The sequence below is a fragment of the Xanthomonas sp. NCPPB 3442 genome (genome assembly GCF_056725145.1).
The window spans coordinates 2001477-2018243 of the sequence record NZ_CM161514.1; the positions used below are offsets into that span (position 1 = coordinate 2001477).

Consider the following 16767-nt stretch of genomic DNA (forward strand, 5'->3'; position numbering starts at 1 on the left):
GTGGTGAGTGGGTGTTCACGGCCCGGGCCTCGGGCGCGGTGCAATGCAGCCCTCATCCGGCGCTGCGCGCCACCTGCTCGCGCAGGCGGGAGAAGGTGCGCAAAGGGTGGATGAGGGTGAGCCTGACGCATCACGCCGCCAGCTCTTGTGCGCCAGGCAGTTGCCGCGGTGGCAGATCGGCGACCGCTTCGGCGATGGCGCGGATATGGTCCGGAGAGGTACCGCAACAGCCGCCGACCAGGTTGAGCAGGCCGGCCTGTGCGAATTCGCGTAGCGTGGACGCCATTTCTTCCGGCGTCTCGTCGTATTCGCCGAAGGCATTCGGCAAGCCGGCGTTCGGATGCGCGCTGACATACGCGTCGGCGATCTGCGCCAAGGTTTCCACGTGCGGGCGCAGATCCTTGGCGCCGAGCGCACAATTCAAGCCGATCGACAACGGCCTGCCGTGCGCGACCGATGCATAAAACGCTTCGGCAGTCTGTCCGGACAAGGTGCGCCCGGATGCGTCGGTGATGGTGCCGGAGACCATCACCGGCAAACGCCCGCCGCGTGCCTCGAAGACCTCTTCGATCGCATACAACGCGGCCTTGGCGTTGAGCGTGTCGAAGATGGTTTCCACCATCAGCGTATCCGCGCCGCCATCGATCAAGCCCTCGATGGCCTCGCGATAGGTTTCGCGCAGTGCATCGAAACTGGTGTTGCGGTAGCCGGGATCGTTGACATCGGGGCTGATGGAAGCGGTACGGCTGGTGGGGCCGAGCACGCCGATCACAAAGCGCGGTTTGTGCGGAGTCAACGCCTCGACTTCGTCGCAACAGGCGCGCGCGACTTGCGCGCCCGCCTTGTTCAACTCGTACACCAGATGTTCCAGGTGATAGTCGGCCTGGCTCACCGACGTGGCGTTGAAGGTATTGGTTTCCAGTAGATCGGCACCTGCATCCAGATAGGCGCGATGAATGCCGGCAATGATCTGCGGGCGGGTCAACAGCAGCAGATCGTTGTTGCCCTTCAGATCGTGGCCCTGCGGTACGTGTGCGTGGTCGCAACCGGGGCCGTGCACGTGCGCACTGTCGTAGCCCTCGGCAAAGCGGGTGCCGCGGTAATCGGGCTCCTGCAGATCGTGGCGCTGGATCATGGTGCCCATCGCGCCATCGATGATGAGGATGCGCTCGGCAAGCGCGGCGGTGAGCTTGGCTGCGCGCTCGGGACGTAGCCAGGGCAGGGCATGTGCAACGGGGGAGTGGAGTGCTGCAGGCGTCATGATGCGATGCTCCGTGAGCCAGCGGCGCTGCGGTCGGCGATTCCCGAATCCCGATTCCCCATTCCCGGCTTCACAGCAATCAACGAGATCACTTCGAAATGGGGCGGGCGCTTTTCGCGTGTCACCGTCTCCAGGCTGGAGACGTCCAGCCCGGCTTTTTCAACGAACTTGCGCAGCTCCTTGGCAGCAAACCCCAGATTGACGTGGCCGTACGCATGCACCGCGGCGCGGTGTTCGTGCTTGGCCAGGCTGCACAGCAGCAGGCGGCCGCCCGGGCGCAGCACGCGCGCCGACTCGGCCACCGCCTGCGCCGGTTTGGCCGCGTAAGTCAGCGCGTGCATCAGCACCACCAGGTCGAAGCTGGCATCGGGGAATGGCAGCGCATGCATATCGCCTTCGCGCACTTCCACGTTGCGTAGTTTGCGCAGGCGCTCGCTGGCGGCCGCAACCACGCGCGCGCTGGTATCGATGCAGATATAGCGGGTGGCATGCGGTGCCACCAGTTCGGCCAGCACGCCGTCGCCGGACGCGATATCGAGCACGTCGCCGGTTTCCAGCAGGGGCAGGGCGGTGCGCGCCAGGGCCTCCCAGGTGCGTCCCGGCGAGTAATGCCGTTCCATGTCGCCGGCCACCGAATCGGCCCAGTTCTGGTCCGCGGCACGGTTGGCCAACACCGCGGCCACGCGCTCGGCATCCTGGCGCAACAACGGATCGTCGCTGCCGGTGCTCAGTGCCAGCCATAGCGCGCGCTGCGCCGGGTCCAGCGACACTTCGTCGAAGCGGTAGTACGCCGATACCCCGGCGCGGCGGTCGCGGACCAGCCCGGCTTCCTTGAGTTTGGCCAGGTGCGTGGACACCCGCGGCTGCGCCAGCCGGGTAATGGCCGACAGCTCGGCCACGGTGAGTTCTTCCTGCTCCAGCAAGGCCAGCAGGCGGACTCGGGTGGCGTCGGCGAATACCTTCAAGCGGGCCGACCAGTCTTCCAGATCCATGAATATCTCTATATCGCGATATGGAGATATTTTCGGGCCGGCGGCAGGTGCGGTCAACTACATACGCATGCGAATGGTTGGCGCTACAATGGGGTCCAGCTCAGGCCTGAAGGGGTGCGACGTGGATTTCAGCTTTACCGAAGAACAATTGATGATCCAGGATGTGGCGCGCCGCATCGCGCAGGAAAAGATCGCGCCCAGCGCCGAGCAATTCGACCGTAGCGGCGAATTCCCGCTGGAAAATATCCGCCTGCTTGGCGAAAACGGTCTGATGGGCATCGAGGTGCCGGTCGAGTACGGCGGCGCCGGCATGGACCCGATCAGCTATGCGCTGGCGATGATCGAAATCGCCGCGGCCGATGGCGCGCACTCCACCATCGTCTCGGTCAACAACTCGCTGTTTTGCACCGGCATTCTCAAAAACGGCAGCGAAGCGCAGAAGCAGCTGTACGTGCGCGCGATCGCCGAGGGCACGCACATCGGTGCGTTCGCGCTGACCGAGCCGCAGTCCGGCTCGGATGCCTCGGCAATGCGCTGCCGCGCGGTCAAGCAGGCCGATGGCAGCTTCGTCATCAATGGCAAGAAGAGCTGGATTACCTCCGGCCCGGTGGCCAAGTACATCGTGTTGTTTGCGGTGACCGAGCCGGACAAGGGCTCGCGCGGCATCACCGCCTTCATGGTCGATACCGACCGCGCCGGTTTTCATCGCGGCAAGACCGAGCCCAAGCTCGGCATCCGTGCCTCGGCCACCTGCGAAATCGAGTTTGCCGATTACGTTGCGCAGCCCGACGAGGTGCTGGGCGTGGAAGGCGAGGGTTTCAAGACTGCGATGAGCGTTCTGGATGCCGGGCGCATCGGCATTGCCTCGCAAGCGGTCGGGATTGCACGCGCGGCGTATGAGGCCACGCTGGCCTACGTCAAGGAGCGCAAGGCATTTGGCGCGGCGATCGGCACGTTCCAGATGACCCAGGCCAAGATCGCCGACATGAAGTGCAAGCTGGATGCGGCGCTGCTGCTGACGTTGCGCGCGGCGTGGTTGAAGGGGCAGGGGCAAAAGTTCGGTACCGAAGCGGCCGTGGCCAAGCTCACCGCATCCGAGGCGGCGATGTGGATCACCCATCAGGCGGTGCAAATTCATGGCGGCATGGGGTATTCGAAAGAAATGCCGCTGGAGCGCTACTTTCGTGACGCCAAGATCACCGAAATCTACGAGGGCACCTCGGAAATCCAGCGCCTGGTGATCGCGCGCGGCGAGACCGGGCTGCGCTGAGGTCTTGGCGCGCTCCAGCGGTGCCGCTGCGCGCGGCACGACAGGGTCGCGGCGAAGCCCGTGATTCCCTCAGCATTGCCGCAGCAACGCGGCAACGACGGAGTGATCGCGGCAGTGCGTTGTGATCATCAAGGGCGGCTATGCCAAGGGTTGTCCTGCGTTGCATGCGCGGACCACAATCGACGCTTCTCCCGTGTCTGGTGCGCGCATGTCCCGGTCTTCGCACGCTGCTTCGTCCCGTGTTTCACGCTCCGGCTTAGCGCATACCCTGTGGTGCTGGGGGCTGCTGCTGTTCTGCACGACGGCAGGCGCGCAAACCTCGCCGCCTTCGATCGTGCCAACCGATCGTCTGCAGGAGTCCTGGTGGGCGCAGCGGCATGCGCAGGTGCTGGAGCAGGTCAAGCAGCACCCGGATAGCAAATTGCTGCTGATCGGCGATTCGATCACTCAAAACTACGAGAAAGCCAAGGCGCCGGACGAAGACTTCCGACCGACCTGGCAAACCTTCTACGGCAGCCGCGGTGCGCTGAACCTGGGTTTCAGTGGCGACGGCACCGAAAACGTGCTGTGGCGGCTGGCCAATGGCGAAGTCGACGGGCTGCAGCCGAAGGTCGCGCTGGTGCTGATCGGCACCAATAACACCGGCCATCTCGGTCAAACCGCCGAACAGACCCAACTCGGTATCGATGCGGTGGTCGCGGCGATCGAGCAGAAGCTGCCGCGAACGCACATCCTGCTGCTGAGCGTGTTGCCCAGCGATCTCTCCAGCGAAAAATCGCGGCGCGATGCGCAGATCAATCAGGGCCTGGCCGTGCGTTACGGCGACAACCCACGCGTGACCTATCTGGATGTGAGTTCGGTCTTCCAGCGCGACGGCAAACTCCGCACCGATCTGTTTTACGACACCCGGTTCCGTCCGGCGGCCGGTGCCTTGCATCCGGACACGCGGGGGCAGCGCATGCTGGCCGAAGCGATCGAGCCCACGCTGGCGCGGCTGTTGGGCGAGCCACCGGTCAAGCCTGTGGCCGAACTCGGCCGTGACGCGGCGACCTCGCTGATGCCGGTCGACTGGCTGGAGCAGGATTCCTACGACTGGTACGCACGCCACCACGCAGCGCTGGCCGTCGCGCGCAGCCTGAAGCCGGAGGTGGTGATGATCGGCGACTCGATCACGCATTTCTGGTCTGGGCCACCGCAGGCCACGCGCGTCAGTGGCCCCGAATCATGGCAATGGTTGTATGGCACGCGGCCGGTCCTGAATCTGGGCTTCGGCTGGGACCGCACGCAAAATGTGCTGTGGCGCATCCGGCAGGGCGAACTCGATGGTCTGGACCCGCGCTGGGTGGTGCTGCATATCGGCACCAACAATCTCAGCGGCACGGCGCAAGCGCGCGCCAGCACCCCGGCTGAAGCGGCGTTGGGTGTGCAGGCGGTGGTGAGCGAGGTGCGCCGTCGCCTTCCCAACAGCAAGCTGATCCTGATGGCGATCATGCCGCGTGGCCGCAACCCCGACGATGCACGGCGCGCGCCGATCGCCGAGACAAACCGGCTGCTGGTCGCGCGCTATGCCAAGGATCCGGCGGTGCAGTTGGTCGATATCGGCCCCAAGATGCTGCAGCCCGACGGCACGCTGCCCGAAGCGCTGATGCCCGATGGCACCCATCCCAGCGAGTCCGGCTACCGCATCTGGGCGCAGGCGCTGCGCGAGGCGGGCATTACCGCTGCGCCGTAACGGTGGCGGCACGCGAGCGCGTTCATCCAAAAGCGAGCGCGGAGGGTAAGGGGGGGACGTGCGGCCGCCCGCGCGCTGGCGCGTCGCGCGGGTCGGCAGTCGCGTTTGGTTTTCAGGAGTGCGCGGGGCCACGCTCCGGCGTGGAACGTGATGATGGCCAACGGGCTCAAGCGAGGCCATCTGCGTCCCGGGCGAGGCCCGGCATGAGCTGGTCTGCCGTTTCCAACGCCGAAAGAGCGAGCTAGGGCCGGGCTGCCGGCGAGGGCGCGGCGATCGAGTGCAGCGCACTGCATTTTCGAACCCCAGAAACCAGAAGACCCCCGATTGCTCGGAGGTCTTTTTAAACTGGTGCCCAGAAGAGGACTCGAACCTCCACGAAGTTGCCCCCGCTAGCACCTGAAGCTAGTGCGTCTACCAATTCCGCCACCTGGGCAGGTGAGCCGCGAATTTTGCAGGCCCCCGGCTGGCTTGTCAATGGGTTCCATGCGGCAATCGTCGGCGGTCGCGCCGGCCTTGCTGCCCATCTCGCCGCGCCACGCAGTACCATGTAAGCAATGACAAAGAAAAAAACCCCAGATTCCGATCGGCCGAGTCGCCGCAAATCCACCGGCGCAGGCGATTCCAGCACTGCCGAACAGCAGAAGTTGCCGGGCTGGATGCCAGACTTCCTGGTCCGCGCCGCAGCCGGCGCATCGACCAAGTCCGCCAACAAGCGCGCTGCCGACAAAGCATCCAACCCCTCCAAAGCCTCGCCACAGCAGGCGTCCGCGCCGCCTGCGCCGCGCGCTCCGCATCCGCGCAAGAGTGGCCCGTCTGCGCCGCCGCCGGAACGCTTCCAGACCGCTGCACCTACGACTGCCGAATTCAAGGATCCGCATGCCGAGCGCGAGGCTCTTCGGTATGCCGAGCCGATCGCCAGCCGCGAGGCCATCCTGCAATTGCTTGAAGCCTGCGACGGTCCGCAGACCGCCGAAGAAATTGCCGAGCAGCTCAATCTGAGCGACCGCATCGATGCGCTGGGCAAGCGCCTGGCCGCAATGGTGCGCGAAGCGCAACTGGTGCAGAACCGCCGCGGTGGCTACGCGCCGGTGCAGCAGACCAGCCTGATCGCCGGCGTGGTCATCGCCAATCCGGAGGGCTTCGGTTTCCTCAAGCCCGACGAGGGCGGCGACGACCTGTTCCTGCCGCCGTTCGAAATGCGCAAGGTCATGCATGGCGACCGCGCGCTCGCCAATGTCACCGGCATCGACCGTCGCGGCCGTCGCGAAGGTGCCATTGCACGCGTGCTCGAGCGTGGCATGTCGCGCATGCTGGGGCGCTTTTTCTATGAGCACGGTGTGGCTTACGTCGACCCCGACGACAAGCGCATCCAGCGCAATGTGCAGATTGCCCCGGACGGTATCGGCGAGGCACGCGAAGGCCAATTGGTGGTCTGCGAACTGATCGCGCCGCCGGACGCGCGCCGCCCGGCGATCGGCAAGATCATCGCGGTACTGGGCGACAAGCTGACGCCGTCGCTGGTCGTCGAAATGGCCATCCACGGCCATGAATTGCCGCACGAATTTCCGCAGGAAGTGCTGGACGAAGCGGCGGCCGTGCCGTTGGTGGTCGAGCCGCAGATGATCGGCGGGCGCGTGGACCTGCGGCAGACGCCACTGGTCACCATCGATGGGGAAGACGCCAAGGATTTCGACGACGCGGTGTATTGCGAACCCAATGTCGACGGCTTCCGTCTGGTGGTGGCAATCGCCGATGTGTCCAACTACGTCCGTCCCGGGACGCCGCTGGACGACGAAGCGCAAAAGCGCGCCACCTCGGTGTATTTCCCCGGCTTCGTGGTACCGATGCTGCCGGAAACGCTGTCCAACGGCATCTGCTCGCTGATGCCCAAGGTCGACCGCATGTGTTTCGTCTGCGACATGCAGGTGGGACGCGATGGTGAAGTGACCGGCTCGCGTTTCTACGAAGCGGTGATGAATTCGCACGCACGCCTGACCTATAACCAGGTCTGGAAGGCGGTGGGCGAAGACGATGCGGACACCAAGGCCTTCATCGGCCCGCTGCTGCCGCAGGTGCAGCGCCTGCATCAGCTGTATCACGTGCTGTCGAAGGCACGCACGCAGCGCGGGGCGATCGAGTTCGAAACCTCCGAAGTGCGCTTCGTGCTCGACAACACCGGCGAAGTCACCCAGGCCGGCATGCTGGTGCGCAACGATGCCCACAAGCTCATCGAAGAATGCATGATCGCCGCCAACGTCGAGGCGGCGCGCTATCTGCTGAGCGTGCATGTGCCTGCGCCTTACCGTGTGCATGAGCGCCCGCCGGAGAGCAAGTACGAAGACCTGCTGGAGTTCCTCAAGGAGTTCCAGCTGAGCTTGCCGGCATGGAGCAAGGTGCGCCCCGGCGATTACACCAAGTTGCTGAAGAAAGTGCGCGCGCGCCCGGATGCGGCGTTGCTGGAATCGGTGTTGCTGCGCAGCCAGAGCCTGGCGGTGTATTCGCCGGAGAACAACGGCCATTTCGGTCTGGCGTTGGAGGCATACGCGCATTTCACCTCGCCGATCCGGCGTTACCCGGATCTGCTGGTACACCGCGCAATCAAGCATGCGTTGACCGGCGCCAGCCCGCAGACATTCATCTATGCCCCGCGTCAGATGGCGGCGCTGGCTTTGCAATGCTCCGAGCGCGGACGGCGTGCCGATGAAGCCGAGCGCGAAGTGGACGAGCGCTACCGCGCGGCGTGGATGGAAAAGCACGTCGGTGGCCAGTTCGACGGCGTGATCAGCGGTGTGACGGGATTTGGCCTGTTCGTGGAGTTGACGCAGTCCAAGGTCAACGGCCTGGTGCACGTCACGCAGCTGCCGCAGGACTATTACCAGTTCGATCCGATTCGCAAGACGCTCAGCGGCGAGCGCCGTGGCCGCGAGTTCCGCCTCGGCGACCCGGTGCGCGTGCTGGTGCTCAAGGCCAGCATGGAAGAGCGCAAGATCGACTTCCGCCTGGCCGACGAAAATGGTGCAGCGCCCGAAGCGCCGCTGCCGCCACGCGAGAAGCCGACCAAGCGCAAGAAGAAGTCGTACTGAGTTGCAGGACGGCGCTGCGGGCGGCCGAACTGGCAGCCCGCCACGCGAGGTGGTGGTGACAAGCAGCCACTAAAATGAAGCGCGGGTCGTCGGGCGGGTGTAGACGAGGCTGATGAGCCGCGGCGCGCCCGCGGTTCACGGCGACTCCCACGATTGGCCGCATCCGCTTGGCCGTGATCGCAGTCGTGTTATTCGCTGTGAGAGAGGCCGGTGGGCTGTTGCAGGCGAGTGGGTCTGCAATGATGTCCATAACAGACTGACGCGGAGCGGGGCATGGACACTTCAAGCGAATATAGCGGTGGCTGCCAGTGCGGGGCGGTGCGGTTTCATGTGCGTGGTGCGTTGGTGGATGCTTCGATCTGCCACTGCCGCATGTGTCAGAAGGCATTCGGCGCGTATTACGCGCCGTTGGTGTCTGTGCGAGGCACCGAGTTTCGCTGGACCCGTGGCGAGCCCAAGCGCTTTGCATCGTCGAATGTCGTGCAGCGCGGTTTTTGCGCCGAATGCGGCACGCCATTGACGTATGAGGCACCCGACGGCGTGGCAGTCGCGGCAGGTGCCTTCGACACGCCTGAGCAGTTGCCGCCGCATATCCAATATGGACTGGATCGCAAACTGCCCTTCGTCGATGGCCTGGCGCAGCTGCCTACGCGTCCACCCGAAGACGATGCCGCCGCGGAGGCTTTTTTGGCCAGCGTGGTGTCGCGACAACATCCCGATCACGACACTGCGCATTGGCCGGCGTGAGAAAAGGCTTTGGTTTGTTGTGCTGCTGATCGCGGCATGCGAGCAGCAATGGCGTCACCTCGCTCGCGGCCGTCACTGGCCGCGGCAACACGCGCCAGTGCGCCATCTGGCAGGCATCCATCGACACGATGGGGTGCGCGGCCGGCGTGCGGTCAATGCAGGCGTGCGCCATTGGCCCCGGGCGCTGCGCGTCCAGCACCAGTGCCATCGCCGCATCGCGTCGTTGGCATCGCCGGGCTCCACGCACCGGCCGTGACGTGACAGGCCGCAGGCCCTACCATTCCCCTTTACCTCTTCGTATGCCCGCAATGAGCAAGCAGAACCAGTGGATCGTCGGCGTCAATGCTGTCGCCTCGTCCGTCGAGAACGACGCCGACAACGTGCGCGAGGTGTTGATCGAGGCCGGCAGCAAGAACCCGCGCCTGACCGAGATCGAAGAACAGGCGCGCCGCAAGGGCATCGACGTCCGCCGGGTCAATACCCAGGCACTGGACGGTGTGGGTGGGCAGGTACGCCACCAGGGCGTGGCCGCACGCTATGCCGCCGCGCGGCTGTGGGCCGAGAACGAGCTGGAAGGGTTGGTCGAGGCCGCCGAAGGGCGCGCGCTGGTGCTGATCCTCGATGGCGTGCAGGACCCGCACAACCTTGGCGCATGCCTGCGCAGTGCGGCAGCGGCCGGGGTCACCGCAGTGGTGATTCCCAAGGACAAGTCGGCCACGGTGAACGCCACCGTGCGCAAGACCTCCGCCGGTGCGGCCGACCGCATTCCGGTGGTGGCGGTGACCAACCTGGCGCGCTGCCTGCGCGACCTGCAGAAGCAGGGTGTGTGGCTGTATGGCTTGGCCGGCGAAGCAGAGGCTTCGTTGTACAGCGTGGATCTGCGCGGCAATGTCGGGCTGGTGCTGGGTGGCGAGGCCGATGGCCTGCGCCGTCTCACCCGCGAGCATTGCGACGGCCTGGTCAAGATCCCGATGCCCGGCGAAATTGAAAGCCTCAATGTGTCGGTCGCCACCGGTGTGACCCTGTTCGAGGCCGTGCGCCAGCGCCTGGGCACCTAACGGCCCGCATGCAGGCGCGAGCGCAGGCGTGCCGGTCTGCGTAACCCACGCGCGTTACGCGATGCACAGCAGCGCCAACGCTTGATCGTTGCATTGCCGATGGGCATCTGCGCAATGTTCCGCGCAGATGCGGTTCGCGAGGCGTTGACTGGCGCACGCGCAGGGAGGTGCAGCAAGGCTTTCCAGGCATGCGCAGCCACCGTCGAACGCAGCGCGACGTTTTTGCCTACCATATCGCCAGCGAACGGCGCGTTGTGTGTGATGAACGATGGGGTGGGCGCCTGGCAAACAGGCGAGAGCAGTTGCGGCGTCCAGGCGTCAGCACGACGAAAACATAGACGGCAGCCGCGCTGGCTCGGTGTCGGCGCCTGCCTGTTGTTGGCGCTGTGTTCGCTTGTTGCGGCTGCCTCACCGGCCGGCACGGCACGCTTGCGCGATTACGCCATCGATAGCTGGAGTTCGCGCAACGGGCTGCCGCACAACTCCTTGCGCGACATCGCCCAGACCCGCGACGGGTATCTGTGGTTCGCGACCTGGGAAGGGTTGGTGCGCTACAACGGGCTGGAATTCAGCGTGATCGACCGCAGCACGCGTCCGGGGCTGCCCGATAACGGCGTCGGCGCGCTGTATGTAGATCGCGATGGCGCGCTGTGGCTGAGCGATGCGCGCGGCAATCTGGTCCGGCATGGTGCCGACGGGCAATGGCGACAGTGGCAGCGGCAAGGGCAATGGCCGCAGGCGTTGATCCATGCCATGACCATGGACGCCGAAGGCCGCATGTGGTTGTTGTTCGAAGGGCACGGGCTGGGCTGCCTGTGGCCGGATGGGCGCTTCGACTATTTCCCGCCGCACGATGACGCACCGCTGCAGAGCAGCTTTCCGCGCATGGTGGTCGATGCGCAGGGGCGCTTGTTGATCGGCACCTTCGATGGATTGATCTACCGCGAACCGGATGGGCGCATGCACCGCGCGCCGGCTGCATACGGGTTTCCACCGGGGTTGGCATGGCCGTATCGCGCAACGGACGGCACGGTGTGGGTGGTTGCGGGAGATCAGCTGTATCGCCTGCAGGGCGAGCGCGCCGAGCTGATGCATCGGGTGCCGGGGCAGGGCCACTTCACCGCGATGCTGCAGGATCGCAATGGCGACCTGTGGCTGGGCAGCGAAAACCAGGGGCTGCTGCGGATCGGGCCGTACGGCGTGGAGCATCTGCCGGCCGGTCGCAGCCTGCCGACCGGGCGCATCGTCAGTCTGCGTGAGGACGCCGAAGGCAGCATCTGGGTCGGCGCAAATGGCGGTCTGTTCCGGCTGCGCGAGACACTGTTCAGTAGCTACAGCCAGCGCGATGGATTAAGCGGCGACTACAGCCGCGCCATGTTGGAAGACCGCGACGGCAGCCTGTGGATCGCCGGAACCGCCGGCCTGGACCGGATGCTGCCGGACGGGCGCATCGTGGCGGTGCCGGTGGCCACACCATCGGGGCGACGTCTTTCGGTGCTCAGCCTGGCGCTGGACCGGCACGGCGATCTTTGGGTGGGCACCTATGCCGATGGTGTCTTCGTGTTGCGCGCCGGGCGCGTGCTGCGCCATTACGGCGAGGCCGAGGGCATTCCCGGCGGACATATCCGCGCGATCGTGATCGACGACCACGAGACGGTATGGCTGGCAACCCAGCGTGGCGTGGTGCAGCTGGTGGATGGCAAGCGCACGCCGTTGGCGATCGACGGCTTGCCTGCCAGCGTGGTGACCGCATTGGCCAACGTCGATGGCGCGGTGTGGATCGGTTCGGTCGATGGTGCGGCAGTGCTACGCAACGGCAAGCTGCGCCAGTTGAATCTTGAGCAACTGGGCGGCGCGCGCAGCGTATTCGGTTTTCAGGCCATCGGCGATGCCATGTGGATCGCGACCGACCGCGGGTTGTATCGCGAGCGCAATGGCGTTCTCGCACGCGTAGGTCTGGAGCAGGGGATGCCGGTCGACACGGTGTTCCAGCTTGTCCAAGACCGGCTTGGCAATGCGTGGATCAGCAGCAATCGCGGCGTGCTGCGTACCGAATTCAAGACGCTCGATGCAGTTGCCGATGGGCGCGGCACGCTCGCGATCGAACGCTATGGCGAGATCGATGGCATGGGCAATGCACAGGCCAACGGCAGTTCCGGCCCCAGCCTGCTGCGGCGCGCCGACGGCACGGTGTGGGTGGTGACAGCTGGCGGGGTAAGCATGGTCGACCCCTCACGTCTGCAGCGCTTTCGCGAACGTCGCCCGCCGCCGGCAGTGATCGAGAACGTGCAGCAGGATGGCCGCCCGTTGGTGTGGCGCCAGCGCGCACAACTGGCTGGCGGGCATCGCTTGAACGTGTCCTACGTCGGCATGAGCTTTCTGCTGCCGGAGCGAATCGAGTACCGCACCCGGCTGGAAGGCCTGGACAACACCTGGACCGAACGCGGCCGGCAGCGCAGCGTGGAATTCATCGGCCTGCCGCCGGGCCGATATCGTCTGCACGTGGCTGCGCGCCATCCGGGCGGGGCATGGAGCCCGCACGAAGCGGTGTGGGCGTTCGAGGTATTGCCGCTGTGGTGGCAACGCCAGGATGTGCGCTTTGCCGCGGCGCTGGGGGCGCTCTTGCTGCTGGCCCTGCTGTATCGGGTGTTGCTGCATCGCTACAAGACCCATAACGCGCGCCTGGCCGAGCTGGTGCGCAAGCGCACCGAAGACCTGCAACGGCAGGCGCAGCGCTTGCTGCAGGCCAATCAGGAAAAGAGCGAGCTATTGACACGTTTGCGCATCAAGTCCGATGTGTTCGAGCGCCAGGCGCACGAAGATGCATTGACCGGGCTACCCAACCGTCGTCATTTCGACGAAGCGCTGGCGCGCGATATCAGCCGTGCACGGCGCAGTGGGCGGCCGCTGGTGCTGGCGATTCTGGATATCGATCACTTCAAGCGCATCAACGACCATTATTCGCACGCCAGCGGCGATGCGGTCCTGCACGAGGTGGGAGTGCTCCTGACGGCGGCCGCGCGCGCCTCGGATCTGCCGGCACGCCTGGGCGGCGAAGAATTCGCGCTGCTATTGGCCGACACCACGCTGGACGAGGCACAGGCGCTTTGCCTGCGCATCCGCGCGCTCTTCCACGCCCGTCACAACTGGGCCAGCGTCGAGGGCTTGCAGGTGACCTTCAGCGCCGGTGTTGCCGCGCTGCGCGACGACGACACCGGCTCGTCGCTGATGCAGCGCGCCGATCACGCCTTGTACGAGGCCAAGAGCGCCGGCCGCGATCGGATCTGTGTGGCTTAGACGCCGGGATTCGGGAATCGGGATTTGGGATTGGCAACGGCAGTGCAGGCGTTCCTTCTCCTGCACGAGAAGGTGCTCAAAAGGGCGGATGAGGGTACGGCAGCAAGCAGCAGTGCTGCGTCGTGATCAAACGGTTGCGGCTCGTGCTTGGTAAACGTACGCGATTGGCCGCTTCAATCCAGAAACCACGACGCTTTTGCCAATCCCGAATGCCCAATCACGAATCCCGTCCTCACACCGGCCCGGGCCAGGCGTTGGCGATCTTGCAGAACAGGCGTGCGGTCTGTTCGGTGTCGTAGACCGCGCTGTGGGCGTCGGCCGCATTCCAGTCCAGTCCTGCGGCCTGGGCGGCGCGTGCCAGCACGGTCTGGCCATAGGCCACGCCAGCCAACGTCACCGTGTCGAACACGCTGAAAGGATGAAACGGGTTGCGTTTGTGGCCCACGCGCGCCACGGCGGCGTTGAGAAAATTCAGATCGAAATGGGCGTTGTGGCCGACCAGGATTGCGCGCTGGCAGCCGTATTTCTTCACTGCTGCGCGCACCGGCGCGAACACATGGTCCAGCGCGTCCTTTTCCTGTTTCGCGAAGCGGAACGGGTGGTCGAGCACGATACCGGTGATTTCCAGCGACTTCGGGTCTATCTCCAGCCCGGGCGCCGGCACCAGGTGCGCGCTGGCGGTCTCGCCGGGAACGAAGCGTCCGTCGGTATCCATCTCGATCGGCACGCAGGCGATCTCCAGCAGTGCATGCTTGTTCCAGTCGAACCCGCCGGTTTCTACGTCCACCACCACGGGCAGATAGCCACGAAAGCGGCGCGACATCGGCAAAAAAGAGGGGGCAGGCTGTGCATCGACCGGTTCGTTCATCCGCATAGCCTAGCAGGTCGCACGCCGTGCTCTGCCCCGGCTGCAGGCTGGCACGCTCACACCGGCGGCAGCTACGCCGCGACGATTCGGTGCACGGCCACTCGAGTGGCGTCGGCGTGCATTGCCGGCCCACCGTCTACGCGCGTCTTCCCCGAACCGGGCGACTGCAGACCACACAGCGACAGTCGCCATACACCGAAATGAAAAGGCCCGATCCGCGTTGCCACGGACCGGGCCTCCCTAACGACACGGTGAGCGAGCCCTTAGCGACCCGCGACGACGCTGGTAATCAGCCCGGTGGCCACTGCGATCAGCACGTAGGTGTTATCCACGCGACGCCATTCGTGCCCGCGCGGCGGCGGCTTGAGATGGTGCTTGTGGTAGTCGGCAACGCGGCTACCACGATGGTCCGGTGCCAGCCGCTCGCCGCGGCGATACGGCGGGCCGCGGCGCTCGTTGCGATGATCCTCGTGATGCGCGTTGCGGCGATCGTCGCGCCTGTCGTCATGCCTGTCGTCGCGGTGATCGTCATGGCGGTCAGGACCATGGTCGTCGTGACGCTGCGCATTGCGGTCACGGTCGTGATCCAGCTCGTGCTGCTGCGGTGCTGCAAACGCTGCGCCAGAGGTCAGCAGCGTCAAGGCCATGAAGGATCCAACGAAACGTTTCATCAGCGGACTCCTGGGTCACAGGAAATGCCTGTGCAGCTGCACCGTAGAAGTTTCAAGCTGAATACGTAATGAGAAGGCCTTGCGGCGCCTCACGGCAACGCTGCCGCGGTCTAGATGACGCCGGTGCTGCTGGTGTCGTCGCGCTTCACCCGCGGAGGCAAGGGCTGCTCGCCATGCACCAGGAACCACACGTTCTCGGCGATGTTGGTGGCGTGGTCGCCAATGCGTTCCAGATTCTTTGCCATGAACAGCAGATGCGTACACGGAGTGATATTGCGCGGGTCTTCCATCATGTAGGTGAGCAGCTCGCGGAACAACGCGGTGTACTGCGCATCCAGGCGTGCATCTTCGTCGCGGACACGGATCGCCGCATCGGCATCCTTGTTGCGATACGCCTGTACGGCTTCGCGCACGGCATCGGCCGCCATCTGGCCAAGCGCGCGCAGGCCCACGGTCTGCGGCAGCGGCGGTGCGGAATTGAGCGCGATCGAGCGCTTGGCCACGTTGGCCGCGTAATCGCCGATACGTTCGATATCGGCCGGAATCCGCAGGCCTGCAAGAATTTCACGCAGATCGCGCGCCATCGGGCCGCGCAATGCAAGCCGCATCACGTCGTGGCTGATCGCATGCTCCAGTGCGTCGATCGCCTCGTCGTTGACCACGATGCGGTGCGCGGCGTTGTCATCGCGACGCTCCACCACATCCAGCGCGGCTTCCAGCTGCGCCACCGCCGTCTCGCCCATGCGCACGATCTCGGCGACAAGACGGTGCTGCTCCTCGTCGTAGCTTTTGACGATATGGTCGTTGAGGTGCTGGTTCATCGTGGTCTCGATTCGTGGCAGTGGTGGATGTCCGCCGTAACCTTGGCGACATGGCACATGATGCAAATGTCGTGCCGGGCGGTGCGGCGGAACTGCGTCAATGCGGCGTTGCGCTGGCGCGCCTTACATCAACCGAAGCGGCCGGTGATGTAGTCCTCGGTCTGTTGCTTGGATGGCTGCGAAAAAATGGTTTCGGTGCGGTCATGCTCGATCAGGTCGCCCAGGTACATGAAGGCGGTATAGTCGGACACGCGCGCGGCCTGCTGCATGTTGTGGGTGACGATCACGATGGTGTAGTCGCGCTTGAGCTCTTCCACCAACTGTTCGATGCGGCTGGTGGAAATCGGGTCCAGCGCGGACGTCGGTTCGTCCAGCAACAACACATCCGGGCGCAGCGCCACCGCACGTGCGATGCACAGGCGCTGCTGCTGGCCACCGGAAAGCCCCAGTGCGCTCTGCCCCAGCTTGTCCTTCACCTCGTCCCACAGCGCGCCCTGGCGCAAGGCCTGCTCGACGCGGTTCTGCATGTCGGCCTTGGACAGCTTTTCGTGGTGGCGGATGCCGTAGGCCACGTTTTCGAAGATGGTCATCGGAAACGGCACCGGCTTCTGGAACACCATGCCCACCTTGCTGCGCAGGCGGTTCATCGGGTACTTCGGCGACAGGATGTTTTCGTTGTCCAGCAACACCTCGCCGCGCGCTTCCATCTTCGGATACAGCGCATAGATGCGGTTGAAGATGCGCAGCAAGGTCGACTTGCCGCAGCCGGAGGGACCGATCAACGCGGTGACGCGCTTTTCGGGAATCTCGATGTTGATGCTCTTGAGCGCGTGGTACTTGTCGTAATAGAAATCCAGATTGCGTGCGGCCACCTTCACCGGCGCCTGCGCCGTCGGCGCCCCCGTGGCGGCCGGAACAGCGATGCGATGCATCGGCTTGGCGTTTTGGAGATCGTTCATGTCGGGTG

At 65.1% G+C, this 16767-nt stretch carries 12 protein-coding genes and 1 tRNA gene; 6 read left to right on the forward strand and 7 right to left on the reverse strand.

Annotation, left to right across the window (positions count from 1 at the left end):
* Positions 1 to 130: 130 nt before the first annotated feature.
* On the reverse strand, positions 131 to 1261 hold the full coding sequence (locus tag AC1POX_RS08715) for a homocysteine S-methyltransferase family protein (RefSeq protein WP_011346986.1): 1131 nt from the start codon (positions 1259 to 1261) through the stop codon (positions 131 to 133).
* Complete coding sequence (locus AC1POX_RS08720; RefSeq protein ID WP_008576541.1) at positions 1258 to 2253, reverse strand: ArsR/SmtB family transcription factor; 996 nt, start codon at positions 2251 to 2253, stop codon at positions 1258 to 1260. The genes AC1POX_RS08715 and AC1POX_RS08720 overlap by 4 nt, the downstream gene beginning before the upstream one ends.
* Positions 2254 to 2341: 88 nt before the next feature.
* Between AC1POX_RS08720 and AC1POX_RS08725 the strand changes: the two genes are divergently transcribed.
* Positions 2342 to 3523 (forward strand): acyl-CoA dehydrogenase family protein, encoded by a 1182-nt coding sequence (locus AC1POX_RS08725; protein ID WP_029819122.1) that lies wholly within the window; start codon positions 2342 to 2344, stop codon positions 3521 to 3523.
* 208 nt (positions 3524 to 3731) lie between these two features.
* Entirely contained in the window at positions 3732 to 5255 is a 1524-nt protein-coding gene (locus AC1POX_RS08730; RefSeq protein ID WP_372357007.1) for a platelet-activating factor acetylhydrolase IB subunit, read from the forward strand.
* A gap of 346 nt (positions 5256 to 5601) precedes the next feature.
* Here the strand turns inward: AC1POX_RS08730 and AC1POX_RS08735 are convergent.
* Positions 5602 to 5688 (reverse strand) — tRNA-Leu (locus tag AC1POX_RS08735).
* 121 nt (positions 5689 to 5809) lie between these two features.
* Between AC1POX_RS08735 and rnr the strand changes: the two genes are divergently transcribed.
* The 4 genes from rnr (at position 5810) to AC1POX_RS08755 (ending at position 13440) form a co-directional block, all read left to right on the forward strand.
* Positions 5810 to 8338 (forward strand): ribonuclease R, encoded by a 2529-nt coding sequence (gene rnr, locus AC1POX_RS08740; protein ID WP_372357008.1) that lies wholly within the window; start codon positions 5810 to 5812, stop codon positions 8336 to 8338.
* Between the two features lie 273 nt (positions 8339 to 8611).
* Positions 8612 to 9085 (forward strand): GFA family protein, encoded by a 474-nt coding sequence (locus AC1POX_RS08745; RefSeq protein ID WP_033837274.1) that lies wholly within the window; start codon positions 8612 to 8614, stop codon positions 9083 to 9085.
* 308 nt (positions 9086 to 9393) lie between these two features.
* Positions 9394 to 10143 (forward strand): 23S rRNA (guanosine(2251)-2'-O)-methyltransferase RlmB, encoded by a 750-nt coding sequence (gene rlmB / locus AC1POX_RS08750; RefSeq protein WP_011346992.1) that lies wholly within the window; start codon positions 9394 to 9396, stop codon positions 10141 to 10143.
* A gap of 261 nt (positions 10144 to 10404) precedes the next feature.
* Positions 10405 to 13440: a diguanylate cyclase domain-containing protein gene (locus AC1POX_RS08755; protein ID WP_372357149.1), complete on the forward strand. Its 3036-nt coding sequence runs from the start codon at positions 10405 to 10407 to the stop codon at positions 13438 to 13440.
* Positions 13441 to 13672: 232 nt separating this feature from the next.
* Here AC1POX_RS08755 and rnt read toward each other — a convergent pair whose 3' ends face one another.
* The 4 genes from rnt to pstB form a co-directional block, all read right to left on the reverse strand.
* Positions 13673 to 14314, reverse strand: a complete 642-nt coding sequence (gene rnt / locus AC1POX_RS08760; RefSeq protein ID WP_082244450.1) for a ribonuclease T — start codon at positions 14312 to 14314, stop codon at positions 13673 to 13675.
* A gap of 257 nt (positions 14315 to 14571) precedes the next feature.
* Positions 14572 to 14979, reverse strand: a complete 408-nt coding sequence (locus tag AC1POX_RS08765) for an RcnB family protein (RefSeq protein WP_011346994.1) — start codon at positions 14977 to 14979, stop codon at positions 14572 to 14574.
* Between the two features lie 110 nt (positions 14980 to 15089).
* Positions 15090 to 15800 (reverse strand): phosphate signaling complex protein PhoU, encoded by a 711-nt coding sequence (gene phoU, locus AC1POX_RS08770; protein ID WP_008572166.1) that lies wholly within the window; start codon positions 15798 to 15800, stop codon positions 15090 to 15092.
* Positions 15801 to 15928: 128 nt separating this feature from the next.
* Positions 15929 to 16759 carry a phosphate ABC transporter ATP-binding protein PstB gene (gene pstB / locus AC1POX_RS08775; RefSeq protein WP_005913798.1) on the reverse strand — a complete coding sequence of 277 codons (831 nt, stop codon included), beginning with the start codon at positions 16757 to 16759 and terminating at the stop codon, positions 15929 to 15931.
* Positions 16760 to 16767 lie beyond the last annotated feature (8 nt).

What these genes read in the sequence shown, in the direction of transcription:
- AC1POX_RS08715 (WP_011346986.1), bottom strand. Translation starts at nt 1,261, where the DNA reads ATGACGCCTGCAGCACTCCACTCCCCCGTTGCACATGCCCTGCCCTGG.
- AC1POX_RS08720 (WP_008576541.1), bottom strand. Translation starts at nt 2,253, where the DNA reads ATGGATCTGGAAGACTGGTCGGCCCGCTTGAAGGTATTCGCCGACGCC.
- AC1POX_RS08725 (WP_029819122.1), top strand. Translation starts at nt 2,342, where the DNA reads ATGGGGTCCAGCTCAGGCCTGAAGGGGTGCGACGTGGATTTCAGCTTT.
- AC1POX_RS08730 (WP_372357007.1), top strand. Translation starts at nt 3,732, where the DNA reads ATGTCCCGGTCTTCGCACGCTGCTTCGTCCCGTGTTTCACGCTCCGGC.
- rnr (WP_372357008.1), top strand. Translation starts at nt 5,810, where the DNA reads ATGACAAAGAAAAAAACCCCAGATTCCGATCGGCCGAGTCGCCGCAAA.
- AC1POX_RS08745 (WP_033837274.1), top strand. Translation starts at nt 8,612, where the DNA reads ATGGACACTTCAAGCGAATATAGCGGTGGCTGCCAGTGCGGGGCGGTG.
- rlmB (WP_011346992.1), top strand. Translation starts at nt 9,394, where the DNA reads ATGAGCAAGCAGAACCAGTGGATCGTCGGCGTCAATGCTGTCGCCTCG.
- AC1POX_RS08755 (WP_372357149.1), top strand. Translation starts at nt 10,405, where the DNA reads ATGAACGATGGGGTGGGCGCCTGGCAAACAGGCGAGAGCAGTTGCGGC.
- rnt (WP_082244450.1), bottom strand. Translation starts at nt 14,314, where the DNA reads ATGCGGATGAACGAACCGGTCGATGCACAGCCTGCCCCCTCTTTTTTG.
- AC1POX_RS08765 (WP_011346994.1), bottom strand. Translation starts at nt 14,979, where the DNA reads ATGAAACGTTTCGTTGGATCCTTCATGGCCTTGACGCTGCTGACCTCT.
- phoU (WP_008572166.1), bottom strand. Translation starts at nt 15,800, where the DNA reads ATGAACCAGCACCTCAACGACCATATCGTCAAAAGCTACGACGAGGAG.
- pstB (WP_005913798.1), bottom strand. Translation starts at nt 16,759, where the DNA reads ATGAACGATCTCCAAAACGCCAAGCCGATGCATCGCATCGCTGTTCCG.